Annotated in this window: 20 protein-coding genes; 8 read left to right on the forward strand and 12 right to left on the reverse strand. The window is 67.1% G+C overall.

The window, feature by feature from the left end; translation table 11 throughout:
- Positions 1–82 precede the first annotated feature (82 nt).
- The 5 genes from P73_RS20065 to P73_RS20085 are packed head-to-tail and all read right to left on the reverse strand — an operon-like array spanning position 83 to position 5,831.
- Positions 83–1,363 carry a lysine N(6)-hydroxylase/L-ornithine N(5)-oxygenase family protein gene (locus P73_RS20065; protein WP_052453448.1) on the reverse strand — a complete coding sequence of 427 codons (1,281 nt, stop codon included), beginning with the start codon at positions 1,361–1,363 and terminating at the stop codon, positions 83–85.
- On the reverse strand, positions 1,360–2,415 hold the full coding sequence (locus P73_RS20070; protein ID WP_052453449.1) for a GNAT family N-acetyltransferase: 1,056 nt from the start codon (positions 2,413–2,415) through the stop codon (positions 1,360–1,362). The genes P73_RS20065 and P73_RS20070 overlap by 4 nt, the downstream gene beginning before the upstream one ends.
- Positions 2,405–3,358: an alpha/beta hydrolase gene (locus P73_RS20075; protein WP_074743293.1), complete on the reverse strand. Its 954-nt coding sequence runs from the start codon at positions 3,356–3,358 to the stop codon at positions 2,405–2,407. Before P73_RS20075 ends, P73_RS20070 begins: the two co-directional genes overlap by 11 nt.
- Positions 3,355–4,509: a PLP-dependent transferase gene (locus P73_RS20080; RefSeq protein ID WP_043870963.1), complete on the reverse strand. Its 1,155-nt coding sequence runs from the start codon at positions 4,507–4,509 to the stop codon at positions 3,355–3,357. Before P73_RS20080 ends, P73_RS20075 begins: the two co-directional genes overlap by 4 nt.
- Positions 4,506–5,831, reverse strand: a complete 1,326-nt coding sequence (locus P73_RS20085; protein ID WP_052453450.1) for an MATE family efflux transporter — start codon at positions 5,829–5,831, stop codon at positions 4,506–4,508. The genes P73_RS20080 and P73_RS20085 overlap by 4 nt, the downstream gene beginning before the upstream one ends.
- A gap of 193 nt (positions 5,832–6,024) precedes the next feature.
- On the opposite strand from P73_RS20085, the gene P73_RS20090 reads away from it, so the two are divergent.
- The gene (locus tag P73_RS20090; protein ID WP_052453451.1) at positions 6,025–6,288 is read left to right on the forward strand and encodes an MbtH family protein; all 264 of its coding nucleotides are present in this window, start codon (positions 6,025–6,027) and stop codon (positions 6,286–6,288) included.
- On the forward strand, positions 6,285–10,154 hold the full coding sequence (locus P73_RS20095) for an amino acid adenylation domain-containing protein (protein WP_052453452.1): 3,870 nt from the start codon (positions 6,285–6,287) through the stop codon (positions 10,152–10,154). The genes P73_RS20090 and P73_RS20095 overlap by 4 nt, the downstream gene beginning before the upstream one ends.
- A 277-nt stretch (positions 10,155–10,431) precedes the next feature.
- On the opposite strand, the gene P73_RS20100 is transcribed toward P73_RS20095, so the two are convergent.
- From P73_RS20100 to P73_RS20110, 3 genes are read right to left on the reverse strand one after another with little or no spacing between them, the layout of a single operon-like run.
- On the reverse strand, positions 10,432–11,214 hold the full coding sequence (locus P73_RS20100; RefSeq protein WP_202966921.1) for an ABC transporter ATP-binding protein: 783 nt from the start codon (positions 11,212–11,214) through the stop codon (positions 10,432–10,434).
- Entirely contained in the window at positions 11,211–12,155 is a 945-nt protein-coding gene (locus P73_RS20105; protein WP_052453453.1) for a FecCD family ABC transporter permease, read from the reverse strand. Before P73_RS20105 ends, P73_RS20100 begins: the two co-directional genes overlap by 4 nt.
- Entirely contained in the window at positions 12,152–13,138 is a 987-nt protein-coding gene (locus P73_RS20110) for a FecCD family ABC transporter permease (RefSeq protein WP_052453454.1), read from the reverse strand. The genes P73_RS20105 and P73_RS20110 overlap by 4 nt, the downstream gene beginning before the upstream one ends.
- A 157-nt stretch (positions 13,139–13,295) precedes the next feature.
- Here P73_RS20110 and P73_RS20115 point away from each other — a divergent pair, with 157 nt between their 5' ends.
- A complete protein-coding gene (locus tag P73_RS20115) occupies positions 13,296–14,255 on the forward strand; it encodes an ABC transporter substrate-binding protein (protein ID WP_052453455.1) in 960 nt (319 codons plus the stop codon).
- 82 nt (positions 14,256–14,337) lie between these two features.
- Entirely contained in the window at positions 14,338–16,518 is a 2,181-nt protein-coding gene (locus P73_RS20120; protein WP_043870965.1) for a TonB-dependent siderophore receptor, read from the forward strand.
- A gap of 391 nt (positions 16,519–16,909) precedes the next feature.
- Here the strand turns inward: P73_RS20120 and P73_RS20125 are convergent, their stop codons facing one another.
- Positions 16,910–17,806 (reverse strand): type II toxin-antitoxin system HipA family toxin, encoded by an 897-nt coding sequence (locus P73_RS20125; RefSeq protein WP_082033313.1) that lies wholly within the window; start codon positions 17,804–17,806, stop codon positions 16,910–16,912.
- Positions 17,807–17,882: 76 nt separating this feature from the next.
- Between P73_RS20125 and P73_RS20130 the strand changes: the two genes are divergently transcribed.
- Positions 17,883–19,052 carry an IS110 family RNA-guided transposase gene (locus P73_RS20130; RefSeq protein WP_052453456.1) on the forward strand — a complete coding sequence of 390 codons (1,170 nt, stop codon included), beginning with the start codon at positions 17,883–17,885 and terminating at the stop codon, positions 19,050–19,052.
- A 265-nt stretch (positions 19,053–19,317) separates the two neighbouring features.
- Here P73_RS20130 and P73_RS26340 read toward each other — a convergent pair whose 3' ends face one another.
- Positions 19,318–20,073, reverse strand: a complete 756-nt coding sequence (locus tag P73_RS26340; RefSeq protein WP_202966922.1) for a hypothetical protein — start codon at positions 20,071–20,073, stop codon at positions 19,318–19,320.
- 182 nt (positions 20,074–20,255) lie between these two features.
- Between P73_RS26340 and P73_RS20140 the strand changes: the two genes are divergently transcribed.
- From P73_RS20140 to P73_RS20150, 3 genes are read left to right on the forward strand one after another with little or no spacing between them, the layout of a single operon-like run.
- A complete protein-coding gene (locus P73_RS20140) occupies positions 20,256–21,350 on the forward strand; it encodes an AgaS family sugar isomerase (protein WP_043870967.1) in 1,095 nt (364 codons plus the stop codon).
- Between the two features lie 3 nt (positions 21,351–21,353).
- Positions 21,354–22,643, forward strand: a complete 1,290-nt coding sequence (locus tag P73_RS20145) for a class II D-tagatose-bisphosphate aldolase non-catalytic subunit (protein WP_052453457.1) — start codon at positions 21,354–21,356, stop codon at positions 22,641–22,643.
- Entirely contained in the window at positions 22,640–23,728 is a 1,089-nt protein-coding gene (locus P73_RS20150) for an N-acetylglucosamine-6-phosphate deacetylase (protein WP_043870968.1), read from the forward strand. The genes P73_RS20145 and P73_RS20150 overlap by 4 nt, the downstream gene beginning before the upstream one ends.
- Positions 23,729–23,782: 54 nt before the next feature.
- Here P73_RS20150 and P73_RS20155 read toward each other — a convergent pair whose 3' ends face one another.
- Entirely contained in the window at positions 23,783–24,718 is a 936-nt protein-coding gene (locus P73_RS20155) for an ROK family protein (protein WP_043870969.1), read from the reverse strand.
- A complete protein-coding gene (locus tag P73_RS20160) occupies positions 24,715–25,596 on the reverse strand; it encodes a DeoR/GlpR family DNA-binding transcription regulator (protein ID WP_043870970.1) in 882 nt (293 codons plus the stop codon). Before P73_RS20160 ends, P73_RS20155 begins: the two co-directional genes overlap by 4 nt.
- Positions 25,597–25,814 lie beyond the last annotated feature (218 nt).

Raw genomic sequence — 25,814 nt, forward strand, 5'->3', positions numbered from 1 at the left:
ACACCAGGGAGCGACACACTCCAAGCGAGAGTTTTTCAATACGCGAACATCCCCCGCGTGCATTCGCCCGCGGGGGAAAACGTCACTCCGCCGCGACCGCCTGCCTGTCGTCGAACAGGTCGCTGAGCGTCTCGACGATCTCCGCCGATCGCTGCGCGAGAACGGACAGAAGCGTGTCGCTCAGCCCGTGGCTCACCTCGCTGTAGCCCTGCACGAAGACGGCAGGTGAGAATCCATCCTTCATCGACAGGCGGTAATCCCTCCCGGTGCGGAAGTCTTCGCAGAAACCGGCGATCCCGTGCAGCACGGTCTCGTCGAGCTGCCGGAGATAGCCGGTGGCGAAGATCACCCTGTCATACTCCGCTTCCGACATACCGTGCCGGTGCTCGAAGTGCAGGCGCAGGCGGGCGCCCGAGTCGGACAGCCCCGCGATCCGCGTCTGGCTGCGCAGCGCAAGGCGCCCCTCGCCGAGCACGGATTGCTCGTAGAGCTTGGTATAGATGTCGAGGATCAGATCCTCGTCGACCACCGCGTAATTCGTGGCCGACAATTCGGCGCGCAGGGCGGCACGGGCGCCTTCCGGCATGGCGTGGAAGGCATCGGTCTGTTCCGGCGCGAAGATCTCGTTCACGAAGGGCGAATCGTCGGAGGGCTTCATCGCGTGCCCGCGCAGGATGAGATCGACGTGCGGGGCCTCCGGGCGCTCCGCGAGATCGTTGAAGATCTCCGCCGCGCTCTGGCCCGCGCCGACCACCGCGATCCGCTCACCGGGGCGCAGGTGCGGGACGACCTTGCGCATGTAGTCGTTTGAATGAAGCACGCGCGGATCGGCCTTCAGGCTGTCGCAGACCGGCGGCAGCCGGGCCGTGCCGCCGGGCGCGATCACGAGGTTGCGGGCGCGATAGCTGTGCGTCCCGCCCGCCGCGTCCTGCGTGAGCACGTCGACGGCCCCGACCGTGTTGCCCTGCCCCACCGGCTCGATCCCCACGACCCGCCGGTCATAGTCGCAATGGCCAAGCTGCTCCGCCACCCAGCCGAGGTAGTCGTTGAATTCCACCCGGCTCGGAAAGAACGTCTTGCGGTTGATGAACGCATTCATCCGGCCCTTTTCGTGCAGGTAGTTGACGAATGTATAGCGGCTTTGCGGATTGCGCTGCGACACAAGATCCTTGAGAAAGGAAATCTGCATGTCCGCACCGGGGATCATCATGCCGGGATGCCAGGCGAAGCCCGGCCGTGCCTCGAGGAACTTCACCCGGATCGGCAGCTCGGTTTCCTCGATCGCGATGGTCAGCGCGAGGTTCGAGGGTCCGAAGCCCACCCCGATAAGGTCGTATGTCTTCTCCTGGTCGGTCGCTGTCATGTCCAGTCTCCTGTTTTGGGAAGGCGGGCGGGCGAAAAGGCCAAGGGCTCACCCCGTCCGCTGTCAGGCCGCGCCCAGAGGCGGGCTTCGAAGAAATGCTGGCGCTCGAGGCGCACGAGGCTGGCACGTTTGTGGGGAAAATCGAATTCGCGCAGATGGGCGAAGCCGCCACGCGAGAGGTTGTGCAATTGGCGCGTGTGGCTGGCCTTCGGCTCGCCCATGACGTTCCGGGTGCGCGGCTCGGACAGGAACATGTAGTGCATGAGCGAGGGCATCCATGCCGTGACGTACTCCGCGCCGCGAATGTCCTCCTCGCCCACGAGCACATGCCAGCCGCGGTCCCAGGGCGCGGCATCATATTGCGCGCCGAGACGGTTCTCGCGGCACCAGTAGAGCTCGAAATAGGCAAAGTCGCGCCCATCCAGAGAGCCGATCACCGGCAGGACATGCGGATCGGCCAGAAGCTTCGCGAGATGGGCACGGTGCTCCTCGCGCGTGCCCCGCTCCTCGAAGAACTCCGCCACGCGCGGATCGTTCTGCCAGCGGTGGAACGTGTCGAGATCGGAGAGGTCGAGCGCCCGAAGCACCAGCCATTGATCCAGCCAGGGGATATGGCGCCGATAGAGCGGTCCCGCGGGTTTCGGGGGGCGGATCGGGTGGCGACCGTGCGGGCCCTGCGTCCAGAGCGTCGGATAGGCCGGGGCCTCCTGCATCAGCCAGCGATCCGACACCTGCCAGAAGGCTGCGGGCAGAACCACCGCTCCGGCCTCCGTCGGCAGGGCGATACCCTTGCTCAAGAGCTCGGGCAGAAGCGGCGCCCATGCGGCATGGGACAGGCGGATCGCGACCTCCGGCCCCGCGGCGCTCAGCGCCTCGAAGGCGGCGAGAGCGATCTCGAAGGCCGTCTCCTCCGCCATCCCGTCCGCCGGCGCGCCAAGCTCCAGCCGCCCCTCCCCGAGATCGGCGAGCGGCAGGGGCGGATGCGCGCCGACCTCGACGCAATCTCCGGTACGCCGGGCCAGAACCGGCTGTCGGGTCAGGTCACGGGGCATGGCTTGCCTCCCTTTTCTGCTGCATTGCAAGGCTGTCCGCACCGTCCTCCGCCGAAGCGGGCCAAAGCGGTAACGCCGCGCGATCGAGGGCAAAGGCCCAGTGCAGCGCCCGGTTCACGGCCACGGGCAGGACGGACATGTGGGTTTCCTGCGCATAGGTTTCATATCCGACCTCGAGCCCGCGCCGCGCCAGCACCCCGGCCATCTCGCGCGCCGCGGCAATGGTGCGCGTGCGGACCTTTTCGGCGAGGCGGCTGTCCCGCTCGACTCCGTGTTCCTGGAACGGCGCGAGCCGGTCGCCCTCCCATTCCCCCGCGGACAGATGCACGCGCGGCGCCGGGCTCGGCGGCCGGAACGCCTCGAGATGCGCCAGCAGGAAACTGTCCTCCCAGGTGATCGCGGGGCTGGCGGCGATCACATTGCGGAAGGCCGCGGGCTTCGTGAACATCAGCCAGAGCGCGAAGAGCCCGCCGAAGGAATGGCCGAAGAGCGACTGCCGGGCCGGGTCGAGCCGGACATGCGCGCCGAGGAAGCTCCGCGCATCCTCGATCAGGAACCGCGCCATGTCCGCGCCTCCGCCGGTGCGCACCTCCGGCCCGCCCTCGCGAAAGGGCGGATAGCTTCGTCCCGGCGGCGGGCCGAGATCCCGGCTGCGCCGGAAGCTGTCATAGGCGTCCTCCGTGGGATAGCCCACCGCGACCAGCGCGCCCCAGCCGAGGTTCGTGCCCGTCGGCCAGAAGGCCTGCGCGCGCATCGCATCGACCGCCGTGCCGATCACCGCATTGCCGTCCAGCAGCCAGAGCGCCGGCCAGCCCGACTCCGGCTCCGGCCCCGGCGGCAGCCAGAGAAAGACCCGCCGAACGTCGCCGGTCACGCTGTCCGCAAGATCGAAATAGCGGATGCCGCCGACCGACCAGATCCCCTGATCCGCGAGCCCGCTCATGCCGCCACCGCCTCTGCCCGCTCGAGCGCATGGGCAAGATCGCCGAGCAGCGCCTCGACGGGTTCGAGGCCCACGGCAAGGCGGACGGTGCGCGGGCTGACGCCGAACCGACGGAAGGAATTCGCAGCGCCCGCGAGGCCGCAGGCCGCCTGTCCCGGCACGACGAGGCTTTCCGGTCCGCCCCAGCTCACGCCCAGGCGGACCACCCGCAGCGCGTCGCAGAAGCGCTCGGCGTCGACACTCTCCGCAAGGTCGAAGGCAAAGAGACCGCCGAAGCCCGACAGCTCCTTCGGCGCGGGATGCGAAAGGCCGGGGTGATGCACGGCGGTGACGCGCGGATCGACAGCCAGAGCGCGGGCGACGGCGAGGCCGCTCTGCATATGCGCCCGCATCCTAAGCTCGAGTGTCCGCATCCCGCGCAGCACGAGGAAGGCGTCCATCGGCGACATCCGCCCGCCGTAAAGATGCGTCGCTTCTCCGTCGATCCGCGCGATCAGCTCCTTCGGGCCGGCCACCAGCCCCGCGAGCGTATCGCTGTGGCCGGAGAGGTATTTCGAGGCCGCATGAACCACGAGGTCGATCCCCAGCTCGGCCGGGCGCTGAAAGACCGGCGTCGCCCAGGAATTGTCGATCACCGACAGGACCCCGTGGCGCCGCGCCTGTGCCGCGATCGGCTGGAGGTTCTGGAGGCGGAAGGTCCAGCTCGTCGGGCTCTCGAGATAGAGGAGCTTCGCGCCCGGCAGCGCGTCGATCACCGCCTGCGTGTCGGTCCCGTCGACATAGACGGTCTCGACACCGAAGCGGCGCAGCACCGTCTCGAACAGGCGATAGGCGTCGGAATAGAGGTGTTCGACCGCCACGATCCGGTCCCCGGCCTCCACGAAGGGCAGCACCGCCCCACAGATCGCCGCCATGCCGGAGGAAAATCCCCGCGCGGCTTCGGTGCCCTCGAGCCGGGCGATCAGCCCCTCGAGCTCGCTCACCGTCGGATTGTCGCCGCGCGAATAGACCAGCCGGTCGGAGCGGCCCGCGAACACGTCCGCGATCTGGGCGTAGCTGTCGAACAGGAAGGACGCGGTTTGAAAGATCGGCGGCGCGCTGGCCGCGTGGGGGGCCTCGTGGACCGGGCTGATCAGGTCGGGTGATGTCATGCGGAAACTCCCATTGCATCGGGTGAAAGACGGCCGTGGCGCAACAGCGCGAGGGCCAAGACTGCGGAGAGACAGGCAGCCAGGGTGATCGCCATCGGCAGGGCGTTGAGGCCGCGGCGCGGCACGAGCAGGGCCAGCGCAGGCCACAACAGCCAGCCCATCGGCGCGAGCCCGAGCACGAGGGCAAGACGCGGGCGGATCGCGGCCTGCAGGCCGATCTGCACCACGAGGCGCAGCGCCACCGCGGGAACGGCGAGCGCCAGCCAGTGCAGCGCGGCGACGGCTTCGGCGCGCACGCGGATGTCCTCGCTCAAAAGCCCGCAGACCGGGGCGGCGCCGAGCCACAGCAGCGCCGCGGCCAGCCCGCCGACACAGAGCGCGCCGAGGATCAGGAGCCCCTGCACCCGCGCCACGCGTGGCGCATCGCCGGCCCCGTGGGCATGGGCGAGAACTGGCTGCACTCCGATCGCGAATCCCTCGAGCGGCAGGATCATCAGGAACAGCAGACGCAGCGCAAGGCCAAGTCCCGCGACCGCCTCGACCCCGTCCAGCCCGGCGGAGAGGCGCAGCACGGCGATGAAGCCGCAGGTGGTGACCGCCAGCGCCGCCGCCTCCGGCAGGCCGACACGCAGGATGGGTCCCAACAGGGCGAGGCGCCCGATCTCGGGGCGGCGATCCGGTGCAAGGAACCACAGCGCCCAGATGCCGAGCGTGACGATCTGCGCGGTGAGCGTCGCCCAGGCGGCACCCTCGAGCCCGAGGCCGAAAGTGAAGATGAACAGCGGATCGAGCGCCATGTTGAGCCCGAAACAGAGCGCGAGCGTCCTGAGGCTGACCCGTGCCTCCCCCCGCCCGATCGCCAGGAAATCGCAGAGGATCTGCAACAGGCCGAAGGAGAGGGTGAGGGTCAGGACCGGAAAATAGCCGCGCGCGAGCGACAGGCTCTCCTCGGGCGTGCCCAGAAGGTGCAGAACAGGGAGGCACAGCGCCTGAAGCACGACCCACAGCCCGATGGCGAGCAGGCCCGCCACGCAAAACCCGAGCCCGGCGATCTGGCGCGCCCGCTCCGGTCGCTCCGCCCCGAGGGCACGGGCCACCGTGCTCGCCGCGCCGATGCCGAGCCCCACGCCGAGCGAGGCGACCAGCCCGGCGAACGGCGCCAGCAGGGCGAGCACCGCGAGCGGCGCCGCGCCGAGCTGCCCGACGAAGCCCGCATCCACCACCTGATGCGCGGCGTTCAGCGACAGCCCCGCCATCGCGGGAAGGCCGAGGCGCAGCATCAGGTTCGGCAGGTTCGGATCGGAGAGGTCGGGCGCGGTCATCGCGGGATCCTTTGCAGGGGCTTTCGTGACACGACGCGCGGGCCTCGCGAAAATTCACTCCGAATCCGAAAAAAGAATCCGAAAAAATGGCTCTCACCCTCTCCCGCGCCGAAAATTCCGCGCCGGGGGTGAATTTTCCGCCCGCCCGAACGTCGGAGGGAAAGTGCATCGTCTTTCTGCCGGAGGTTCATCCATGTCCCCTTCCCCCATCTCCCCTTCCCCCTTGGCCCGTGCGCCCTGGCGCATCTTGCGCAGCGGCGATGGCCGGTATTCCGTCCATCCCGCGGCTCATGACATCCCGGCAGGCTGGGAGGCGGTCGGAGAGCCGGCTCCGCGCGAGGCGTGCCTGACACGGATCGCCGCGCTCTGGACCGACATGCGCCCCGCGGCGCTGCGCGACGCGATGAACGAACCCGCGGCGCCTTGCGACGCAATGGACGAGGAGACGACGGCATGAGCAAGGATCTGGTCTTCTCCGCACCGCCGCGCCGGCTCGTTCACCTGGAAAAACGCATCTTCGCCCATGAGCAGGTGGGCGAGCTCGCGCCTTTCGCGACGGAGCGCCTGGTCCTCGGTTTCGACGCCCGCTGGTCGTCCGGAGCGCTCCACGATGCGCTCGGGGAGCTGCTCGACACCCATCCCGCCTTCACCGCGCGGTTCGAGATCCGTCCGGGCGGCGAGGTCCTGCGCCACGGCGACGGGCGCACGGAACTGACCCTGCGCGGCGCAGGGACGGTCGCCGATGCCGAGGCCACCACCATGGCGCACCGCCCGAACCTGACCAATCAGCCTGCCTTTGCCGATCTCTGGTCGACGCCCGAGGGCGGGCATATCCTCGCGCTGACGCTCCATCCCCTGCTGGCCGATGACGGGGTCTGCGCCTCGATCGAGCGGCGCCTCTGGGCGGCTCTCGGGACGGAAGGGATCGCCGCGGATGCCGGGGAGGATACGGGCGCGCCCGATCCCGCCACCGAACGCGACACCCGCGCCCGCTATCTGAGCTCCTGGCAGGGGCTTCTCGACAGTTACGCCATCGCCCGCCTGCCCCATCGCCCCGATCCGCAGGACGACGGCGGGCGCATCCGGCGGAGCCGCCGCCTCGCGCCCGACCTCTCCGCCCGGATCGCGGAGCGCGACACCGAGGCGGTGCTGGCCACCGCCACCGCACTCCTGCTGCACCGCTACAGCGGCCTCGACGCGCTGCGCTTCGCCCTCGGGCAGCACGCCGGGGACGCATATCGCCACGCCGGCGTCATGCCGCTTTGCGTCGCGCCCGATCCGGCACGGGGCTTTGCAGAAACCGAGGCCCGCGTGGCACGAATCATCGCGGAGGGGCGCGCCCATCTCCTGCCCGCGGAGGTGCTGGTGCAGGACCGGCTGAGCCGCGCCGATGCCGACCGTCACCCGCTGGGCGCGCTGTCCCTGCACGTCCTGCCCGCCCGCGATCTGCCGGAGGGCGTCATCCGCCATATCCGCCCGGTGCCACCCTCCGCCGAAGAGGTGGTGCTCATCGCCGAAGACACGCCCGAGGGGCTGTACCTCGCGGCGGATGCCGATGCCGGGCTGTTCACGGAGCCGCAGATCGTCCGGCTGCTCACCCATCTCGAACGGATCGTCGCGGCGGGGCTTGCCCAGCCGGACCGTCCCACCGGGCGCATCGACCTCCTTTCCCGCGAGGAGCTGGACACGTTGTCCGCTCCCTACCCCGACGACACACCCATCGACCCGCGCGCGACCCACGAGATCATCGCGGCGCATGCCCGGACCACCCCCGACAAGCTGGCGGTCATCTGCGGGCCGGACCGGCTCACCCACGGCGCCCTCGACGCTCGGGCCAACGCGCTTGCACATCGTCTGGTCGCGCTCGGCGTCGGGGCGGAGATTCCGGTGGCGATCCTGATCGAACGCGGTGCGGAAGCGGTGGTCGCGATCCTTGCCGCGATGAAGGCCGGCGGGGCCTATATTCCGGTCGAACCGGATCACCCGCAAAGCCGCAACCACCATATCCTGACGGATGCGGGGGTGCGGGTCGTGTTCACGCGCCGGCGCTACCTCGGGCGCCTGCCGGAAGGGCTCTCCGCCGAGGTGCTCTGCCTCGAGAATTTCACCGATCCGCCCCGCGCCGACGCGCCCGATGTCACGATCCATCCCGACCAGCTCGCCTATATCATGTATACCTCCGGCTCGACCGGGAAACCCAAGGGCGTTGCGGTTGAACACGGGCCCCTGTCGGCCCACAACCAGACCACGGCGCGCGTCTACGAGATGAGCGCGGAAAGCCGGGAGCTTCCCTTCCTGCCGTTTTCCTCGGACGGCGGGCACGAACGCTGGATGGTGCCGCTGATGATGGGCGGGTCCGTGGTGATCCCGGACGGGCCGCTCTGGACACCCGAACAGACGCTGACGGCGATGCGCGAACACGGCTGCAACAACGCGTCCATCCCTACGACCTATCTGCAACAGCTCGCCGAATGGGCCGAGGAGACCGACAGCGCACCGCCCATGCGGCTCTATAGCTTCGGCGGCGAGGGGCTGGCGCAATCGACCTTCGATCTCCTGTCCCGCGCGCTCAGGGCGAAGACCCTGATCAACGGCTACGGCCCGACGGAGACGATCATGACGCCGATGGTCTGGAAGGTCGCGTCCGGCACCCGGTTCGAAGGAGTCTATGCCCCGCTCGGGCGGGCCGTGGGCGACCGGCGGGCCTATGTTCTCGACGCCGCGATGATGCCCTGCCCGCAGGGCTTGGTGGGGGAGATCCATCTCGGCGGCACGGGGATGGCGCGCGGCTATGTCGGCAAGCCCGATGTCACGGCGGACCGCTTCATCCCCGATCCGTTCGGCCCGGTGCTAGACGGCACCTCCGGCGCATGTCTCTACCGCACCGGCGATCTCGGCCGGTGGCGCGAGGACGGCACTATCGACTTTGTCGGCCGCGTCGATCTCCAGGTCAAGATCAACGGCTATCGTATCGAGCCCGGCGAGATCGAGGCGGCGCTCCTGACCGGGCCGGATGTGAGCGAGGCGCTGGTGCTCCTGCGCGAGGACGGGGGTGGAAAGCGGCTCATGGCCTATGTGGTCGGGCCGGAACCGTCGGCGGGCGACGCGCTTCTGTCCGGGCTGGAGACGAAACTGCCGCGGCACATGCTGCCGGAGGCGGTGATCGTGCTCGACAGGATGCCGACCAATCCCAACGCGAAGCTCGACCGCGCCGCCCTGCCCATGGCCGCACCGAAGGCGCGCAAGGGCGCCGGCGTCCCGCCCGAGGGCGCGACGGAGGAGACGATCCTCGCCATCTGGCGCGAGACCGTCGGCACCCCGGACATGGGCGTGACCGACGATTTCTTTGCCATGGGGGGCAAGTCGCTGCTCGCGCTCAAGGCGCTCGCGGCGATGCGCAGGCACTGGCCCGCAACCGCGCTCACCATCGCCGATCTCTTCGATGCGCCCACGGTGCGCGCGATCGCCGCGCGGATCGAGGCGGGCGGCGGGCAGACCGGGCGCACCGCCATCGCCCTCCGCGCCACGGGGACGAAACCGCGGCTCTACTGTTTCCCCGGCCTTCTGGTCTCCACCCGCGAATACCTGCGCCTGACGGATTACCTCGGCCCGGACCAGCCGGTGACGGGCTTCCTGTGTCATTCGCTCAACGAGGAGAAGCGGCTCAATGTCTCGGTCGAGGAGGTGGTGGCGGAGTATGTCGCCCATATCCGCGCGGAAAGCGCCGGCCGGCCGGTCGCCTTTCTCGGCTGGTCCTGGGGCGGCCTGCTCGCCTGGGAGGCGGCGCGGCAATTGCAGGGTGAGGTCGACTTGCGCCTTCTGGGCATGGTCGATGTCTGCGATCTCGGCACGGATTTCATGCCGGGGGTCGCGCCGCAATTCGCGGCCGGGGAGCGGGAGCGGCTCGAGGAGGAGCTGCGGGAATGGCTCGGCAAGACGAGGATGCGCGCGCAATGGGACCGGCTGATCGGCGCAATGGATGCGGAATGCCATGCGCAATTCCTCCGCTTCATCGCAAACGAGAGGGATCCTCTGCCCTTCGACGGGCCGGAGATCTCGAGCCGCGAACATACGTTCTGGGTGCTCATCGACAACGCGCTTGTGTTCCGCCGCCACCGCCCCGGCCCGCTCGAGGTCCCCGTGGCCTCGTTCAGCGCGGGCGACAGCCTGAGCCGGGGGCTGAACCTGGTGGACTGGCGCAGGCTCTCGCCGCAGGCCACCCCCGCCGAGGTTGTCGCGGGGACGAACCATCTCCACATCATTGGCGAAAGCCGGTTCCATGCCCGGTTCCGGGCCCGGCTGGAGGCGGCCTTCGGCGACTGAGGGAAAGGCGGCCGTCCTGGCAAACCTGTTTCGGCTGGCCGCATCGCGGCCAGCTTTTCGTCCGGACACGTGCCGGACCGCAACCGGCCATCCTGGTGTCGGTTTTGCCGTCCGACGCGCGTCCTGCCCTGAGGACGCTCGCGGCGGTCGGGCAGCGGCTGCGGCACCTGAAACCCGTCCTGCGCCTCTCCCCGGATGAAGGCCGAAGATAGTGGAGCCCGGCACGAATTTCTGCGGCGTGTGCGACAAGAGCACCGGCCGCCCTGTCCGCCCTCCGTCACTGGCACGGATAGACGACGGGACGGCCGAAGACCGGATCGGGATGCACCACCGCCTCGAGCCCGTAGAGACGCGCGACGGCCTCGGGTGTAATCGCCTCCGACGGCGTCCCGGACGTGACCGGCCGGCCATCGCACAGCGCCAGAAGATGATCGCAGAACCGCGCGGCGAGGGTCAGGTCGTGCAGGACCATGACGATGCGCCGGTCCTCCCGCACGGCAAGGTCACGCAACAGGTGCATGAGCCGGATCTGGTGCGGCAGGTCGAGATAGGAGGTCGGCTCGTCGAGCAGGATCACCTCCGTCTCCTGCGCGAGCGCCATGGCGATCCACGCCCTTTGACGCTGTCCGCCGGAGAGCGCGGTCAGCGGGCGGTGGCGCAAGGCGGTGAGCGCGGTGGCCTCCAACGCGCCGGAGACGGCGGCGCGGTCCGTCGCGGATGGCGGCAGGAACGGCCGGCGCCACGGTGTGCGCCCCTTGGCCACCAGCCCCTCGACCGTCATGTCGGAAAGCGCCGGCGGCTCCTGCGGCAGGAAGGCGATGCGCCGGGCGCGGTCAGTGGGCACGAGCGTCGAAAGCTCGGTGTCGCGCATGACGATGCGCCCCCGGTCCGGCGCCAGGAGCCCGCCGAGACAGCGCAAGAGGGTGGATTTGCCGCAGCCGTTCGGCCCGATGATGCCGGTGAGCCCCACATCCGGCAGCACGGCGGAAAACCCGTCATAGACGCGATGCGTCCCAAGCTGAAGCGTGAGATCGCGGATCTCGTAGAGCGGTGCGGTCACAGGGCGAGCCTCCGTTTTTCGCGGGCGAGGAACCAAATGAGATAGGGCGCGCCGATGAGCGTCATCACAAGCCCGGTCGGCAGGGTGACGAGCGGCGCGATAAGCCGCGCGGCGAGATCGGCCGTGGTCAGCAGGCAGGCCCCCATCAGCGCGGCGGGCAAGAGCGCGGGGGGCTGCGCGCCGGTGACGGCACGCGCGAGCGGTGCCGCGGTGAAGGCCAGAAAGCCGACGGGACCGACGGCGAGGGTCGCGCCGGCGGTGAGCAGCGCGACCACGGCCAGGCTCATGAGGCGGACGCCCCCGAGGCCGACCCCGAGCCCGCGCATCACGTCGTCGCCGAGCCAGAGCGTGTTCAGCCGGTGCGCCTGCCAGACGGTCACGATCACCGCGCCGGAGAGCACGGCGAAGAGCGGCCCGGCGGTGCCGGGATCGGCCCGCGCGAGAGAGCCCGAAAGCCAGAGCATCATCTGCCCGGCCTGCGCCTCGGGCGCGCGCAACAGCAGGACGGTCGTGGCCGCCGCCGCGGTCGCGCCCGTGCCGATCCCGTAGAGGACGAAGGCGACCGGCCCCTGACCCCGCGCAAGGACACTGACGACGGCCAGCGCACAGATAGCCCCAAGCATTTCGCCCGTCAGCAGGGGCAGCCCCGCGGACAGCGCGAGCATATGCCCCAGCCCGGCGCCCTGCACGAGGCCGATCACGTCGGGGGTCGCCAGCGGATTGCGCGTCAGCCCCTGCATCAGCGCGCCCGCGAGCCCGAGCGACGCCCCTGCCCCGATAGCCAGAAGCACACGCGGCCCGCGCAGGACGTGGATGACGAAATCCTCCCCGGACCAGAGGCCGCGCCAGAGTTCCGCGGGCGACAGCCAGTCGCGGCCGCCCGCCAGGGCAACCACGCTCACGACGAGCAGCGCGAGCAAGAGGGTGAGCACGGGCCTCATGCAGCCTGTCCCCGGTTCAGGAGGCGGCGCAGGACAACGATCAGGGCCGGTCCGCCGCAGAGCGCGGCGAGGATGCCCGCCTCCACCTCGCCGGGCGGGGCCACGACCCGCCCGGCGGTGTCCGCCAGCAAGAGCGCGGTGGCGCCGAGTGGAACGGCCAGAAGATAGCTGTGCCTCAGATCGCCCCGCGCCACGCCGCGCGCCACGAATGGCACGAGCAGGCCGAGGAAGGCGAGCGGGCCGGCAATGGCGACGCTCGCCCCGCTCAGGCCGGTGACATGGGCGAGCGTCAGCGCGACCGTACGCACCGGGCTGCGCCCGAGGCTGTCGCTGGTCTGGGCGCCGAGGCTCAGCAGTTCGAGCCGGCCGCAGAGGAAAAACCCGGAGAGGAGCAACAGCGTGATCGCCCCCAGCGCCGGCGCCTCGCCGCGCGCCACCGCCGGGATCGCCCCGGAAAGCCAGCGCAGGTAGCGCGCCTGCATCTCCGCATCCGTCAGGATGAGCGCGGAGGCGAGCGACAGGCAGAGTGCCTCAATCGCGAGGCCCGCCAGGGGCAGGCGCAGCGCGATCCCTTCCATGCCGGTGGCCGAAACGCCCCCGGCCAGCCGCCAGAGCGCGAGCCCCGAGGCTGCGGCGCCGAGGGAGGCGGCGACGAGCACTGCCCCGCCGCCCGTCGCGCCAGGGGCGAGATAGGCCAGCGCGACGGCCGCGAGGGCGGCGCCCGCATTCACCCCGGTGATGCCCGGATCGGCCAGTGGATTTCGAGTCAGCGCCTGGAGCATGAGTCCTGAAATGGCCAGCGCGGCGCCGACGGCCATGGCACAGGCCGTCCGGAACAGACGGCTCTCCAAAATGCCGCGGGTGTCGGACCACAGCGCTCCGACACCAAGATCGGCGGACCCGAAACGCAGGGACAGGAATAGCGCGGCACAGAGGCCGAGACAGGCAAGGAACAGCAGGGCGGGAAAGGAACAACGCGACATGGGAGACCGGAGTTGGGTTGCTGCTGGCGCGTCGCTTGCCCGTTTGCCCTATCGTGGATCGGCCCGGCTCGCAAGGGCGCGGCTTGACAGCACGCCGGGTTCGGGAAATGACTGGGGCACCGAGCCGCGCGCCAGGCCCCACCCCACGGAGGATGTCATGCGCCCGGTCCTGTCTTTCTGTCTCCTGCTCTCCACCCTGCTCGCTATCCTGCCGCTGACGCTTTCGGCGGAGCCCGTGACCGTCACGCACAAATACGGCACCGTTACGCTGGAGACGCCGCCCGCGCGCGTGGTCTCCGTCGGCTATCACGAACAGGATTTCCTCTATGCGCTCGGCATCGCCCCCGTGGGGGTGCATGAATGGTTCGGCGGCCGCCCCCATGCGACGTGGATCTGGGCCGAGGAGGCGCGCGCGGCGCTCGGCGCTCAGCCGGAGGTGCAGCGCGGCTTCGAGATCGACCTGGAATGGGTCTGGCAGCAAAAGCCCGATCTGATCGTGGCGACCTTCGCGCCGCTCGACAAGGGAACCTACGAGACCCTGTCGCGGATCGCGCCCGTGCTCGGCCCACCCGCCGGCCATGCCGACTGGACTGCGCCCTGGCAGGAGGAACTGCGCCTCATCGCCGCGGCCACAGACCGCAGCGCGAAGGCCGAGGAGGTGATCGCGCAGGTCGAGGGCACGCTCGACGCCCTCGCCGCGGACCATCCCGAACTCGCCGGTCGGGAGGCGGCGGTGGTCTACCTGTCGGAGACCGAGCTCATCGGCTACGGCTCCGGCGACGGCGCCAACCGGATGCTGGCGGATCTCGGGCTGAGGGTCCCGGCCGAATTCGACGAAATGGTGACCGGGGCCGGGAATTTCTCCGTGAGCCTCGAGCGGCTCGACATCTTCGACCGCGACGTGGCGCTCTGGCTGACCGAGGGCCGCGGGCGGGAAATGATCGAAACCCTCCCCGCCTATCGCGACAGCGGACTTGCGCGCGAGAACCGCTCCGTCTGGGCGGATGAGGACGAAATGGGCGCGATGAGCTTCCAGTCGCCGCTCTCCATCCCCTGGGCGGCCAAACGGCTCTTGCCGCGCCTTGCAAAGGCGGTCACGGGTCGATCACGAGATTGACACCGCGCATAACATCCGTAGGTTGCACCCACCCAGGAGCTCCCAGGCAACCAGATGTCACACAGCTTCGGGAGCTCCTTCCATGATATCCTCGGACAGAGGTCTTTCTCCGCGCGTCGCCGCGAAACGTCACCTGCTTTGCCACACCGCGCTCATCGGCCTGCTGGCGAGCGGCCTTCCCGCCCAGGCACAGGATGAGGCCGGCGTGGTCGAGCTGATGCCCATCGTGGTGCAGAACAAGCTCGCCTATTCCGGCGCGATCGACGGCTACCTCGCCCCGGCCACCGAAACCGGCGTGAAATCCGGCGTGCCCCTGGCCGAGGTGCCGCAGTCCATCACCGTCGTGACCTCGACCGAACTCGAGGCTCGCGCGCCGCGCCAGGTCGAGGACAGCATCGCCTATGTCGCGGGCGTCCTGCCCTCCACCTGGGGGACGGACGACCGTTACGACCAGTTCTCGATCCGGGGCTTCGACATGGGACCCTATGCGCTCTATCGTGACGGGCTGCCGCAAAAGGCGCTGAGCTTCTCGGGCTTCACCGTCGATCCCTACATGATCGAGCGCGTCGATGTGCTGCGCGGTCCGGCGGGGGTGCTCTATGGCTCCAACGACGCGGGCGGCATGGTCAACCTTGTGACCAAGCGCCCCGTCTTCGACAGTCTCGGCGAAACGCGACTGTCATATGACAGCAACGGCACCGGATCCGTCGGTTTCGACTGGTCGGATGTCCTGAGCCCCGACGGGGCCGTCGCCGGGCGGATCACGGGACTGGTGCGCGACGGCGAAACCGAGGTGGACCGCTCCGAGAACGACCGCAGCTTCCTCTCGGCCAGCCTCACATGGGCACCGACGGATGACACCGCTCTGACGATACTCGGTCATGTTCAGCGGGACTCGCTCACGCCGCTGACCATCACTCCGGTCAATGGCGAGGATATCGACCCGAGCTGGGGCCGCGTGCCCGGCGACTATGCCTACCGGCAGTCGGATTACAATTTCTTCGAGACCGAACAGGAAACCATCGGCTGGGAGCTGACGCACAGCTTCACTCCCGAGCTGACGCTGAACCAGCGACTGCGCTATGCCGATCAGTCCACGGATTATGCGCAGCTCGATTTCGGATCCGCCCAGGCGGATGGCCTGCATTACTACGCCTTCCACAACGAGGAACGGGCCCGGACCCTCGGCATCGACACGAACCTGTCCTGGACACGCGGCTTCGGGGCGGCCGAAAACACGCTCACTGCCGGGGTGGATTACCAGCATTCGCGCTATCGGGTGGCGCAGAAGCTCGACTATTCCGAATATATCGTGCCCTACGACGACCCGGAGTTCGACTTTCCCGTCTCCGATCCCATCGACGGCTCGACGACACGAACCACCTATGTCGAGAAGGGCCTCTATCTCCAGGACCACATCGACTTCGGACAGGGCACGACGGTGACCGCGGGCCTGCGCCACAGCTGGTTCGAGACCAAGGCCGAAGATCTAGACAACGACACGGAAGACAGTCAGGATAATTCCGCTACAACGGGCATGATCGGCCTGACCCATGACTTCGCCAACGGTCTGACGCCCTATGCCAGCTACACCGAAGGCTTCATCCAGAACGTCGGGACGACCCTCGAGGGCGATGTGCTCGATCCCTCCGAGAGCACGCAATGGGAGCTCGGCCTGCGCTACGCGCCCACGGCAGACCTGATCCTGAGCGCCGCCCTGTTCGATCTACGCAAGACCAATGTCAAGGAATACGACACCCGCGACACGACATGGTCAAGCTTCCTGCAAGCCGGCGAGGTCCGGTCGCGGGGGCTCGAGCTGGAGGCCCGCGGTCGCCTGAGCGCCAGGCTCCAGGGCACGGCAAGCTACACCTATCTCGACACCGAAATCACCAAGAGCGTGATGCGGGACGACCCGGATGCCGGGACTGTCGACATACGGGGCAACGAAAACAATTTCGCCCCGAACCACCAACTCTCGCTCTGGCTCGACTACGATGCCTCCGCCCTTCTGCCCGGCCTCAGCCTCGGCGGCGGCCTGCGCTCCGTCTCCTCCTATTACGCGACGCAGGAGAACGGCCGGCGGACCTCGGGCTACACGCTCGCGGATCTCGCAGTCAGCTACGAGGTATCGGATTTCTCCATCGACCTCGGTGTGACCAATCTCTTTGACGAGGACTATTACAGCATGTGCTACGACGATTACGGCTGTACCAGGGGCGAAGGGCGGATCGTCACGCTCTCCCTCCAGCGGAGCTTCTGAAACCGGCGCGCCGTCTGCGCTCTGCGCAGCGGCGCCGCCCTACGTCCCGGACCTGTCCACCTTCGCTCCGCGGGATGTAGAAGACGACGGTGTCCCAATTCATCCGCAAGCCCGACTACGCGAGCGATGAAGAGGCACGGCACTAGGTGCGGACAGAACGGGCAATCGGATCGCGGCTCCAGCTCTCGTCCCGCAAGCCGCCTCATAACGTTCCTGCCGTCGTCACGAGGGCCTGCCCCGGCCAGAGTGCCTGATATCTCATGCCCTCTCGCACAGGACGCCGCACATGGCGGAAATCCCGAAGATTTCCACCTCCCCCGCGGGTTGTGTTGGCCCCAACAAGAAAACGCCATCAACGTCACTCGAGCCCGCCGCAAGCTATTGAAATAATTTATCTCATAAAATCTACTTCGAGCTTTGGGCTGCCAGTTTGTCCTTTTGGCACAGGATTAATGCCCATCGAGGCCGGGGACAGCGACCATCCAGCCCTGCCACGCCAGAGGAAGCCGTGGTTGCGCAAATGATCGTCGACGTTGGAGATCAGCACGCTGAAGACAACACGGCGGTACAAGGCCTGGGCATCGGTCTTGCCCTGTGCGCCATGCTCAGCCAGAGCGTCGACGATCTCCGGATAGCTTCCGCGTTCGCCATCCTTGGCGCCCATCATCGCCATCGCTGACAGGAACGGGATCCGCAAGGCGCCCTCGCGATCGAACCGCCGCGACAGCATGACCTTCTTGCCCGCCACATCGATGAGCTCGTGGTGCGGCGTGACCATGCCAGCCTGGCCAGCCAATCGGAGAGCGACCTCCTCCCATGTCTCCATGCTGTATTCGTCAGTTTCCTTCGGGAACTTGGCGATGGAAAGATGACCATGCTGATCAATCACCGACGCCTTCGGACGCGCGCCGCCGAGCGATGAGCCAGGCGCAAAGATGAGCTGGAGGTCCTCGTCGGTTTCCTCATCCCGCAGGATCCTTTCGGTGACCTGAAGCAGGCGTCCGAGATCAATCAGGGCCGGAATCCCCACGCGGATCGGCGCCAGGAACGGCTCTTCTCCCACCCGGCGAAAGCGAAGGGCGCCAAGCCGGGTCTCGTCGGCCACATCAAGAAGGTAATCGCTTTCGGTCAGCGTGCGCACGGCACGGCGATCACGCTCGGCGCTGCGTCGCTCCGCGCGCTGCATGAGGCGGCGCCCCCAGGTGTCGGGCGCGGAGTCGCCGATCGAGCCAAAGGTCGACAGCCCCGCCGGGGGGGCAAAAGCGCCACGCGTAAGCAAAAGAGCCACGCGTAAGAGATCCTATGGAGCGTGTCGCGCCGCCTGTTACGGTTCGACGTGTTGAACCGAAACAGGAGAAAGGGCGATGCTTGAGGAAAATGATGCTGTAACGGATGCACCGAGCTGTGCGAACATCTTCGTGTCGGTGGAGATGAGCCGGTCAAAGTGGGTGGTTGGCATCCATGTGCCAACGGCTGACAAGATTGCGTTGCATACGATGACCTGCGGCGATGTAGACGCCTTACTGACATTGGTCGATCGAGCACGAGCGAAGCTAGCACCGGACGGCGGCACACCGGCCGTCGTCGTCTGCTACGAGGCGGGATACGAAGGCTTCTGGCTCTACCGTCGCCTCATCACGCTCGGTATCCGTGTCGTGGTGATTGATCCGGCAAGCTTGCTGGTCGACCGCCGGGCCAAGCGCGCCAAGACAGATCGGATCGATGCGCGAGCGATGGTTCGTGCTTTGATGGCCTGGTCGCGAGGCGAACCGCAAGTGCTTAGCGAGGTTCGTGTGCCGACCGTAAAACAGGACGATGCGCGTCGCGGACTGCGCGAGCGACAGCGTCTGGTAAAAGAGAGGACGGCGCACGGGAACCGGATCAAAGGTCTGCTGAAAACGCAGGGGATCATGGATTTCGACCCCCGTGCCGCAGATGCAGTGGCACGCCTGGATGCGCTCGTTACTGGAGATGGCCGGCCGCTCGGGCCTTGCTTGAAGCGGGAGATTGTGCGCGAGCTCGAACGTCTGGGGCTGGTGATGCAGCAGATCGAGCAGGTCGAGGCAGAACGTGACGCCGTAGTCCAGAAGTGTGGGCAACAAGTCGATACGACCGCAGAACCTGAACGGGCGGCGACGATGATCGCGGTGCTAAACCGGCTGAAAGGGATCGGGATGAGCGACGCCACGATCCTGGTGCGGGAAGCGTTCTGGCGCGGCTTCCGCAACCGTCGCGAGATTGGCGGCTGGAGCGGGCTTGCGCCGGCACCTTGGGCCAGCGGATCGGTGTCGCGCGACCAGGGCATCACCAAGGCGGGACCGCCGCTGCTGCGGGCGCACTTGATTCAGATGTGCTGGCGCTGGCTGTTCTGGCAACCGGACAGCGATCTGGCGCAATGGTTCCGAAAACGCACTGAAGGTGCGACGGGTCGAATGCGGCGCATCATGGTGGTGGCACTCGCGCGCAAGCTGCTGATAGCCTTGTGGCGGTATGCGACGACGGGCATGGTTCCGCGGGGCGCCATCGTTACCTGAGCGGCCTCGTCAAAGTTTCTAATTCCTGCGCGGCTCGCGACCGCCGGGGATGCCGGGTGGATGTGCGACCGAACTCTCACTGGGCTGAAAGATGCCGCTTTTAGAGAAGGGTCCCATCCCTCGAAGGGCAGCACCCGCAGCAAACGGGATTGGGGTTACGGCGCCGGCGCTGACCGGGATTGTCGGACCGGATAAAAGTCGAGCCGGTGACAGGCTTTTGCAGATCACGCCCTTGCCAGGAACATCCGGCGACAGGAAGCCAAGTTTATGATTGCAGTGCGGGGCCTCGAGTTGCGTTGCGCCCGGCGGCCACGTTATGCCCTATTGACAGGTGGGGCCCCATAAAAGTGAGAGAGGGCTCAAGCGAGAACCGCTCCGCATCCTTCAGCCAGGCGGGGTCGTACTCGAACAGGATGGTCTCATTACCGCGGACACGGTTGCTGCGCGCCAGCCCGACAGGATGCAGGCAGCCATTCAGATCGACGTGAACCTCGAAATCAGCCATCGCGCGTTGGCCCAGCTGGCCGTTTGAAATGGACACTCTTCGGCAAATCGGCACTGGCCAGAGCCTGTCGGGCGGCTGAGCCGCCGGCAGGTAGATGTCACCGGCAGCGTCTACACTCCCACGGCGCTTCCGCAGCGGGTTGATGACTGTTTCAATCGGATCCTGGACACGGCCGGAAAGAACGCTGATACGCGGCTTGCCGCGCAATGGGCGGCGGGCGAGATGGATGGCGGCGGCGCAATGCTGCAACTGGCAGAGAGCTACACGACCACCAAACTGCCGGCGACGGATGCCCGCGATCAGGCCAACGCTTGCCTCTACCTCGCCAGCGACATGGGCAAAGCCGTTGCCGGCCAAATCCTGCAGGTCGACAACGGCGCCTATATGTAAGGCCGAAGGCGACGGTAAACTCTGATCTGCAGGGGCGCGGGACAAAAGGAAGGGGAGAAATCTCCGCCCCTTTTGCATGTCGACCGGAGCTCGCCCTTGTTTTGCCAAACGCCTTCCGATTGCCATCAGCTACATAAAATCCGAGGAAATTCGCGCCGATTTTTTGAGACGGTGAAAGTTGTCTTGCAAAAATATTTGCATTGCTAAAAAAATTGAAATGCAAAGCTAAACTTACTCCATGAAACTTTCGACTTCTTTTGGGTAGCGAAAATTCTGGTCAACATCTAGACAAAGAGGTGACACGCCGCATGGGAACCGCAACCGTTGAGTATTCGCACAGCGCGACATGGTCCGAAATCTGCGCACAGCCGGCCATCTGGCGAGGCTGGGCCGACGCCCTCGAAAGCCATGCGCGAGAGGTGCGGGACTGGGTCGCTACAGAAGGGTTCGAGGATGTGATCTTTGCGGGCGCGGGCACATCGGCCTTTATCGGCGATATTCTCGTACGGCCTGCTGCTACCGGCCCGCGTCTGCACGCGATTCCCACGACCGACATCGTGTCCAACCCGCTCGAGACGCTCGTGAACAACCCGAAAACGCTCGTGGTCCAGTTCGGGCGCTCGGGGAGCAGCTCGGAAAGCGTGGGAACGCTCGATCTTCTCGACGCGCAGTTCCCCGATGTCGCGCGGCTCCACATCACCTGCAACTCCGAAGGGGCGCTTGCGACGCGCACCCCGCGCGGGCGCGGCGCACAAAAGGTCATTCTTCTGCCCGAAGCCACCCATGACTCGGGCTTTGCGATGACCTCGAGTTTTTCGACCATGCTATTGACGGCCGAGGCCTGTTTCGGGGCGCCCAGCGATCTCCGCGCCCGGCTCGACGCGCTCTCCGCCGCGGCCGAGCGGCTGGTTGCGCTGTTTGCTCAAAAGACCCCGGCGCGCCCAGGGCGCGCCGTCTTCCTCGGCTCCGGCGCCTACAAGGGGGCGGCGCGCGAGGCCGCTCTCAAGGTGCTCGAACTGACGGCGGGCCGCACGGTCACCGCCTGGGACAGCACGCTGGGGTTCCGACACGGGCCGAAGTCGATCCTGACCGGTGCGGATCTGGTGGTCGTGGGCGTTCATCCCGACACCCATGCCGCGCGTTACGACCGCGATGTCGTCTCGGAAATCCGCGCGCAATTCCCCGAGACAACGGTAGTGTCGCTCGGCTCTGAACGGGAAGATATCGACCTCGGCGGATCCGGGCACGCCACCTGGGACGCCGTACTCTACGTCCTCGCAGCGCAGGTCTGGGCCACGCAATGGTCGGCAGTCCTCGGGCTGAATATCGACAACCCTTTCGTAGAACAGGGAAACCTGTCGCGGGTCGTCTCGGGCGTCACGCTCTATCCGCTGGAGGCCTGAGCGATGAAGGATCACTCCGACAGCACCGGTTTCGCGGCCGGGATCGCACGCAACCGAGCGGACGAGGGCTTTGCCTTCTGCAGCGTCTGCTCGGCGCATCCCGATGTCCTCGTGGCCTCGCTGCGCCTCGCGCGGGACTACGGCGTACCCATGATCGTCGAGGCGACGAGCAACCAGGTGAACCAGTTCGGCGGCTACACCGGCCTCAAGCCGGCCGATTTCGTCGCCATGGTCCACGCCCTCTGCGCTGCCAACGGGATCGAGCCGAACGGGGTGATTTTCGGCGGCGATCACCTTGGTCCGCAGGCCTGGAAACACCTTCCTGCGGACGAGGCCATGGCCCGCGCCGAGGCAATGATGACCCTCTACATCGAGGCGGGTTTTACCAAAATCCACCTCGACTGCTCGGAAGGATGTGCGGGCGAGCCGCGCGCCGTGAATGACATGGTCGCCGCCGCGCGCGCCGCCCGTCTGGCGCAAGTCTGCGAGGCCGCGGCCAAGGATCGGTCCGGCTCGATCTCCTACATCGTGGGCACCGAAGTGCCGCCGCCGGGTGGCGCCCGCGCGGGCGAGGGAGAGGCGGTTGCGCCGACACCGCCGGCAAATGCAGCCGCCACGATCGAGGCGCATCGCGCAGCCTTCGTCGCGGCCAGTCTCGACAGCGCATGGTCGCGGGTCCGCGGCCTCGTTGTGCAGCCTGGCCTCGAATTCGCGCCCGATCACGTCGACCGCTTCGACATCGCGCAACCCGACCTCCTGTCGCCCGTGCTCGCCGACCATCCGGCGATCTGCTTCGAGGCCCATTCCACCGATTACCAGTTCCCCGAGGTTTTCAAGGCCCTCGGCCGCCGGCACTTCGGCGTGCTCAAGGTCGGCCCCGCCCTGACCTTTGCCTATCGCGAGGCGCTCTACTTGCTGTCCGCGATCGACGGCTGGATCACACAGTCCCCGCCTGTGTCCGGCACAATGGAACGGCTCATGCTCGCCGATCCCGCCGCCTGGACTAACCACTACGTGGGCGACGCGCAGCGACTTCAGCTCTTGCGCCACTTCGGCTATGCTGATCGTATCCGGTATTACTGGACCAATCCGGAGGCCATCGAGGCCGTGAAGCAACTTGAGGCGCGGATGGATCGAGCCGACATTCCCGAACCGCTGCTCGCCCAGTATCTTTCAGCCGATGCGCGCAGGCGCGTGAGCGACCTCAGGGCACAGGGCATGAGCCCGTCGAAGGCCGTGATCCACACGCGGATCGAGGCCGCCCTCGCGCCCTATCTGGAGGTCAGCCGGTGACGCAACGCCTGGCTGCCCGCCATATCTGGGCCGACGGGCGTTTCCAGTCGGGTCTGGCGCTGGAATACGACCGCGACGGCGTGGTCGCGATCGCGCCCGCTCGCGATGGCGATGCCACGGTCGAGCTGATCGGCCCGGCGCTCACCGACCTGCAAGTCAACGGCAGTGGCGGGGTCATGCTCAACTCTGACCCTACCGCCGAGACCCTTCGCAAGATCGTCGCCACGCAGCGCTGCCTCGGCACCGGCTGGGTGATGCCCACGCTTATCACCTGCGAGCCGGAAAAGCTCCACCTCGCGACGCAAGCGGCGCTTGACGTGCGGGGCGAGCCTGGGTTCCTCGGGCTGCACATCGAAGGCCCGCACATCAATCCGGCACGCAAAGGGACACACGATCCCCGCTACATGCGCGATTTCGATACGGAGACGCGGGCGGCGGTCACGCGCCTGCGGGCGGCGGGCATTCCGGTCATGCTGACGCTCGCGCCCGAGATCGTCGACCCCGAGGTGGTGCGAGAGATGACCGCGCTCGGCGTGGTCGTCTCCGCCGGACATTCGGCGGCCACGGAAGCACAGGGCAAGGAGGCGCTCGCCGCCGGCCTGCGCGCTTTCACCCATCTTTTTAATGCAATGCCGCCGATGCTCTCGCGCGATCCGGGGCTCGTCTGTGCTGCGATCAACTCGGACGGCTTTTGCGGGATCATCGCGGACGGCCACCATGTGGCATGGGGCATGCTCCAGTTGGCCTGTCGCGCGCGCCCGACCTCAGGTCGCACCTTCTTGGTTTCGGATGCCATGGCGACGGTCGGGGGCGAGGACTCCTTCGAGCTTTACGGCGAAACCATCCGCGTGCAAGACGGAGCGCTGGTGAATGGGGCAGGCTCGCTCGCCGGTGCCCATATCGACCTCGCAACCTCCGTCCGCAACGCCGTGCGCCACATCGGCCTGCCGCTGGAAGAGGCCTATCTTATGGCCGCGATGGTGCCGCGCGACGCGATGCGTCTGCCGCGTGCGGCGCTCCGCCCCGGCCAGCCGCTCGCCGAGGTGATCGCCTTCGATGCCGCTGTGGAGCGGGTCACACTCTGACGCAACAAACCCAATGAAAAAAGGCGCCTCCGGAACTCGGGGCGCCTTTTCCCGTCAAGCGATCACCAAGTCCTGCGTCAGCATCGCCGCGCCGCGCACGCCGCTTGCATCGCCGAACTTCGCCCTGCGGATGGATGGCCCCACGGTTCCGCGCAGGACGACGCGCGACAGCCGGTCCTCGAGCAGGCGCTCGACGCCGTCGACATTCGAAAGCCCGCCGCCCAGGACGATCACATCGGGATCGAGCGACATTTGGATGGTGAGCAAGGTTTGTGCGCATAGGTCAAGCCAGACGTCGACGACAGCCTGCGCCTGTGCATCGGCCTTGGCGTACAAAGCGAAAATCTCGCGCGTGCCGGTAGCCTCCAGACCGAGGTGGCGCGCCAGCCGCTCCAGGCCCGGCCCCGCGACCAGCGTTTCGAGGCAAGCGATCCGACCGCACCCGCACGCGATCTGCGGCAGATCATGCGCCCGCGCCGTCGCGGCCCCGATCGGCAGATGGCCGACCTCGCCCACGAGGCCCTGCAGCCCGTCGACGAGATGCCCGTCGACACAATAGGCGCCGCCCAGTCCCGTACCCATGATGAGACCGAAGACATGGCGGGCCCCGTCGCCGGCCCCCCCACGGGCCTCGGACAAGGCAAAGCACTTGAGGTCCTGCCCGATCACGAGATGCGGCAGGCGGGCCGTCAGGTCGTCGCGGAACGGACGCCCCGAAGCGGGAAGGTTCGCGGCATGGTAGAGCCCGCTCGTCTTGCTAAAATAGCCGGGCAGCCCGATCCCGACGGCGAGTGCGGGATCCTGCGCCTGCACAGAAAGCCAGGCATATTGCGCATCAATCGCGGCCAGAAGATCCTCGTAGGACCCCCGGGGCGTGTCGAGGCGACGCGTGTCCAGTTTCTTGAAATCTCTGTCAAAAAGGGCGGCCTCGATTTTCGTGCCGCCCAGGTCGATGCCGCCGTGGAGGCGCTTGGTGTCCGTCGTGGTCATGCCGTGCCCTTTACCGTACGGGCATCGGAGGCTGCAGAGGCGTCGGGACGCACACAAAAGACTTCGACTCCCTGCGCGCGGATCGCCCGCAGTTCGTCGGATTCTTCGGGCAGGTCCGTGACGAGGGTTGCGACGGCGTTGAACCGGCAGATGTTGTGCAGGGCGGGCTTCGAGAATTTCGTACTGTCCGCAAGCACGATCACCCGCGAGGAGGCCGCGATCATCGCGCGGTTGCTGTGGGCTTCGTCCTCGCGATAGGTCGAAAGGCCAGCCGCTGCCGAAACGCTGTCAGCGCTCATGACGAAGGCATCGAACCGCATGTGGGCCAGGCTACTCTCGACCAGCCGCCCGGTCATTGCCATGGCATCGGGACGGATTGTGCCGCCAGTCATCATCACTTCATGCTTGCCCAGCGACAGCAAGTTGCGCGCCACGATCAGCCCCGTGGTCATGACGGTCATCGGAGCGTGGTCGGCGAGCGCCGACGCAAAGAACTCAGCGGTGGAACCGTTGTCGATCAGGAAGGAAGAATCGCCCGTGACGAGCTGGGCCGCGCGCTCCGCGATGGCGCGCTTGGCATCCATGTTGACCAAGCGGCGGTCGGTCGGCAGCGGCTCGATAAAGGTGCCGGCATCCGACTGGTGGGCGAGGCTGAGAGCAAGGTTGATGCGGAACTCCGACAGGCCCGTATGGCCGAATTCGCGGCAGAATCGGATGAGCGTCGGCTCCGAGACACCGAGATCCGCGCAGAGTTCGCGACTCGTGTTACGAATGAAGGTTTCGGTCTCCTTTAGAGCGTAGGCTGCGATGGCGCGCAGCTTCGGCGTCAGGGTCTGGCCTTCAGTTTCGAGTCTGCGCAGCAAATCGGTTTCAGTCATTATTTTACCAACGATCAAATTTTCGGCTACCTCAATGTCCGACAGGTTGAATATTTTGTCAAACTAATAATCCTCACCACAAATTATCACTTCATATAAAACAAAACCTTGAAAATACCAAAATATCTGAGAGTGTCTAATAGTAAACACAAAAAGTGGAGCGCCAGACGGTGGAACGAAGAGCGATACAACGGCATCGTGATATATTTGCTAAAGTC

It is taken from the genome of Celeribacter indicus (assembly GCF_000819565.1).
Lineage (GTDB): Bacteria > Pseudomonadota > Alphaproteobacteria > Rhodobacterales > Rhodobacteraceae > Celeribacter > Celeribacter indicus.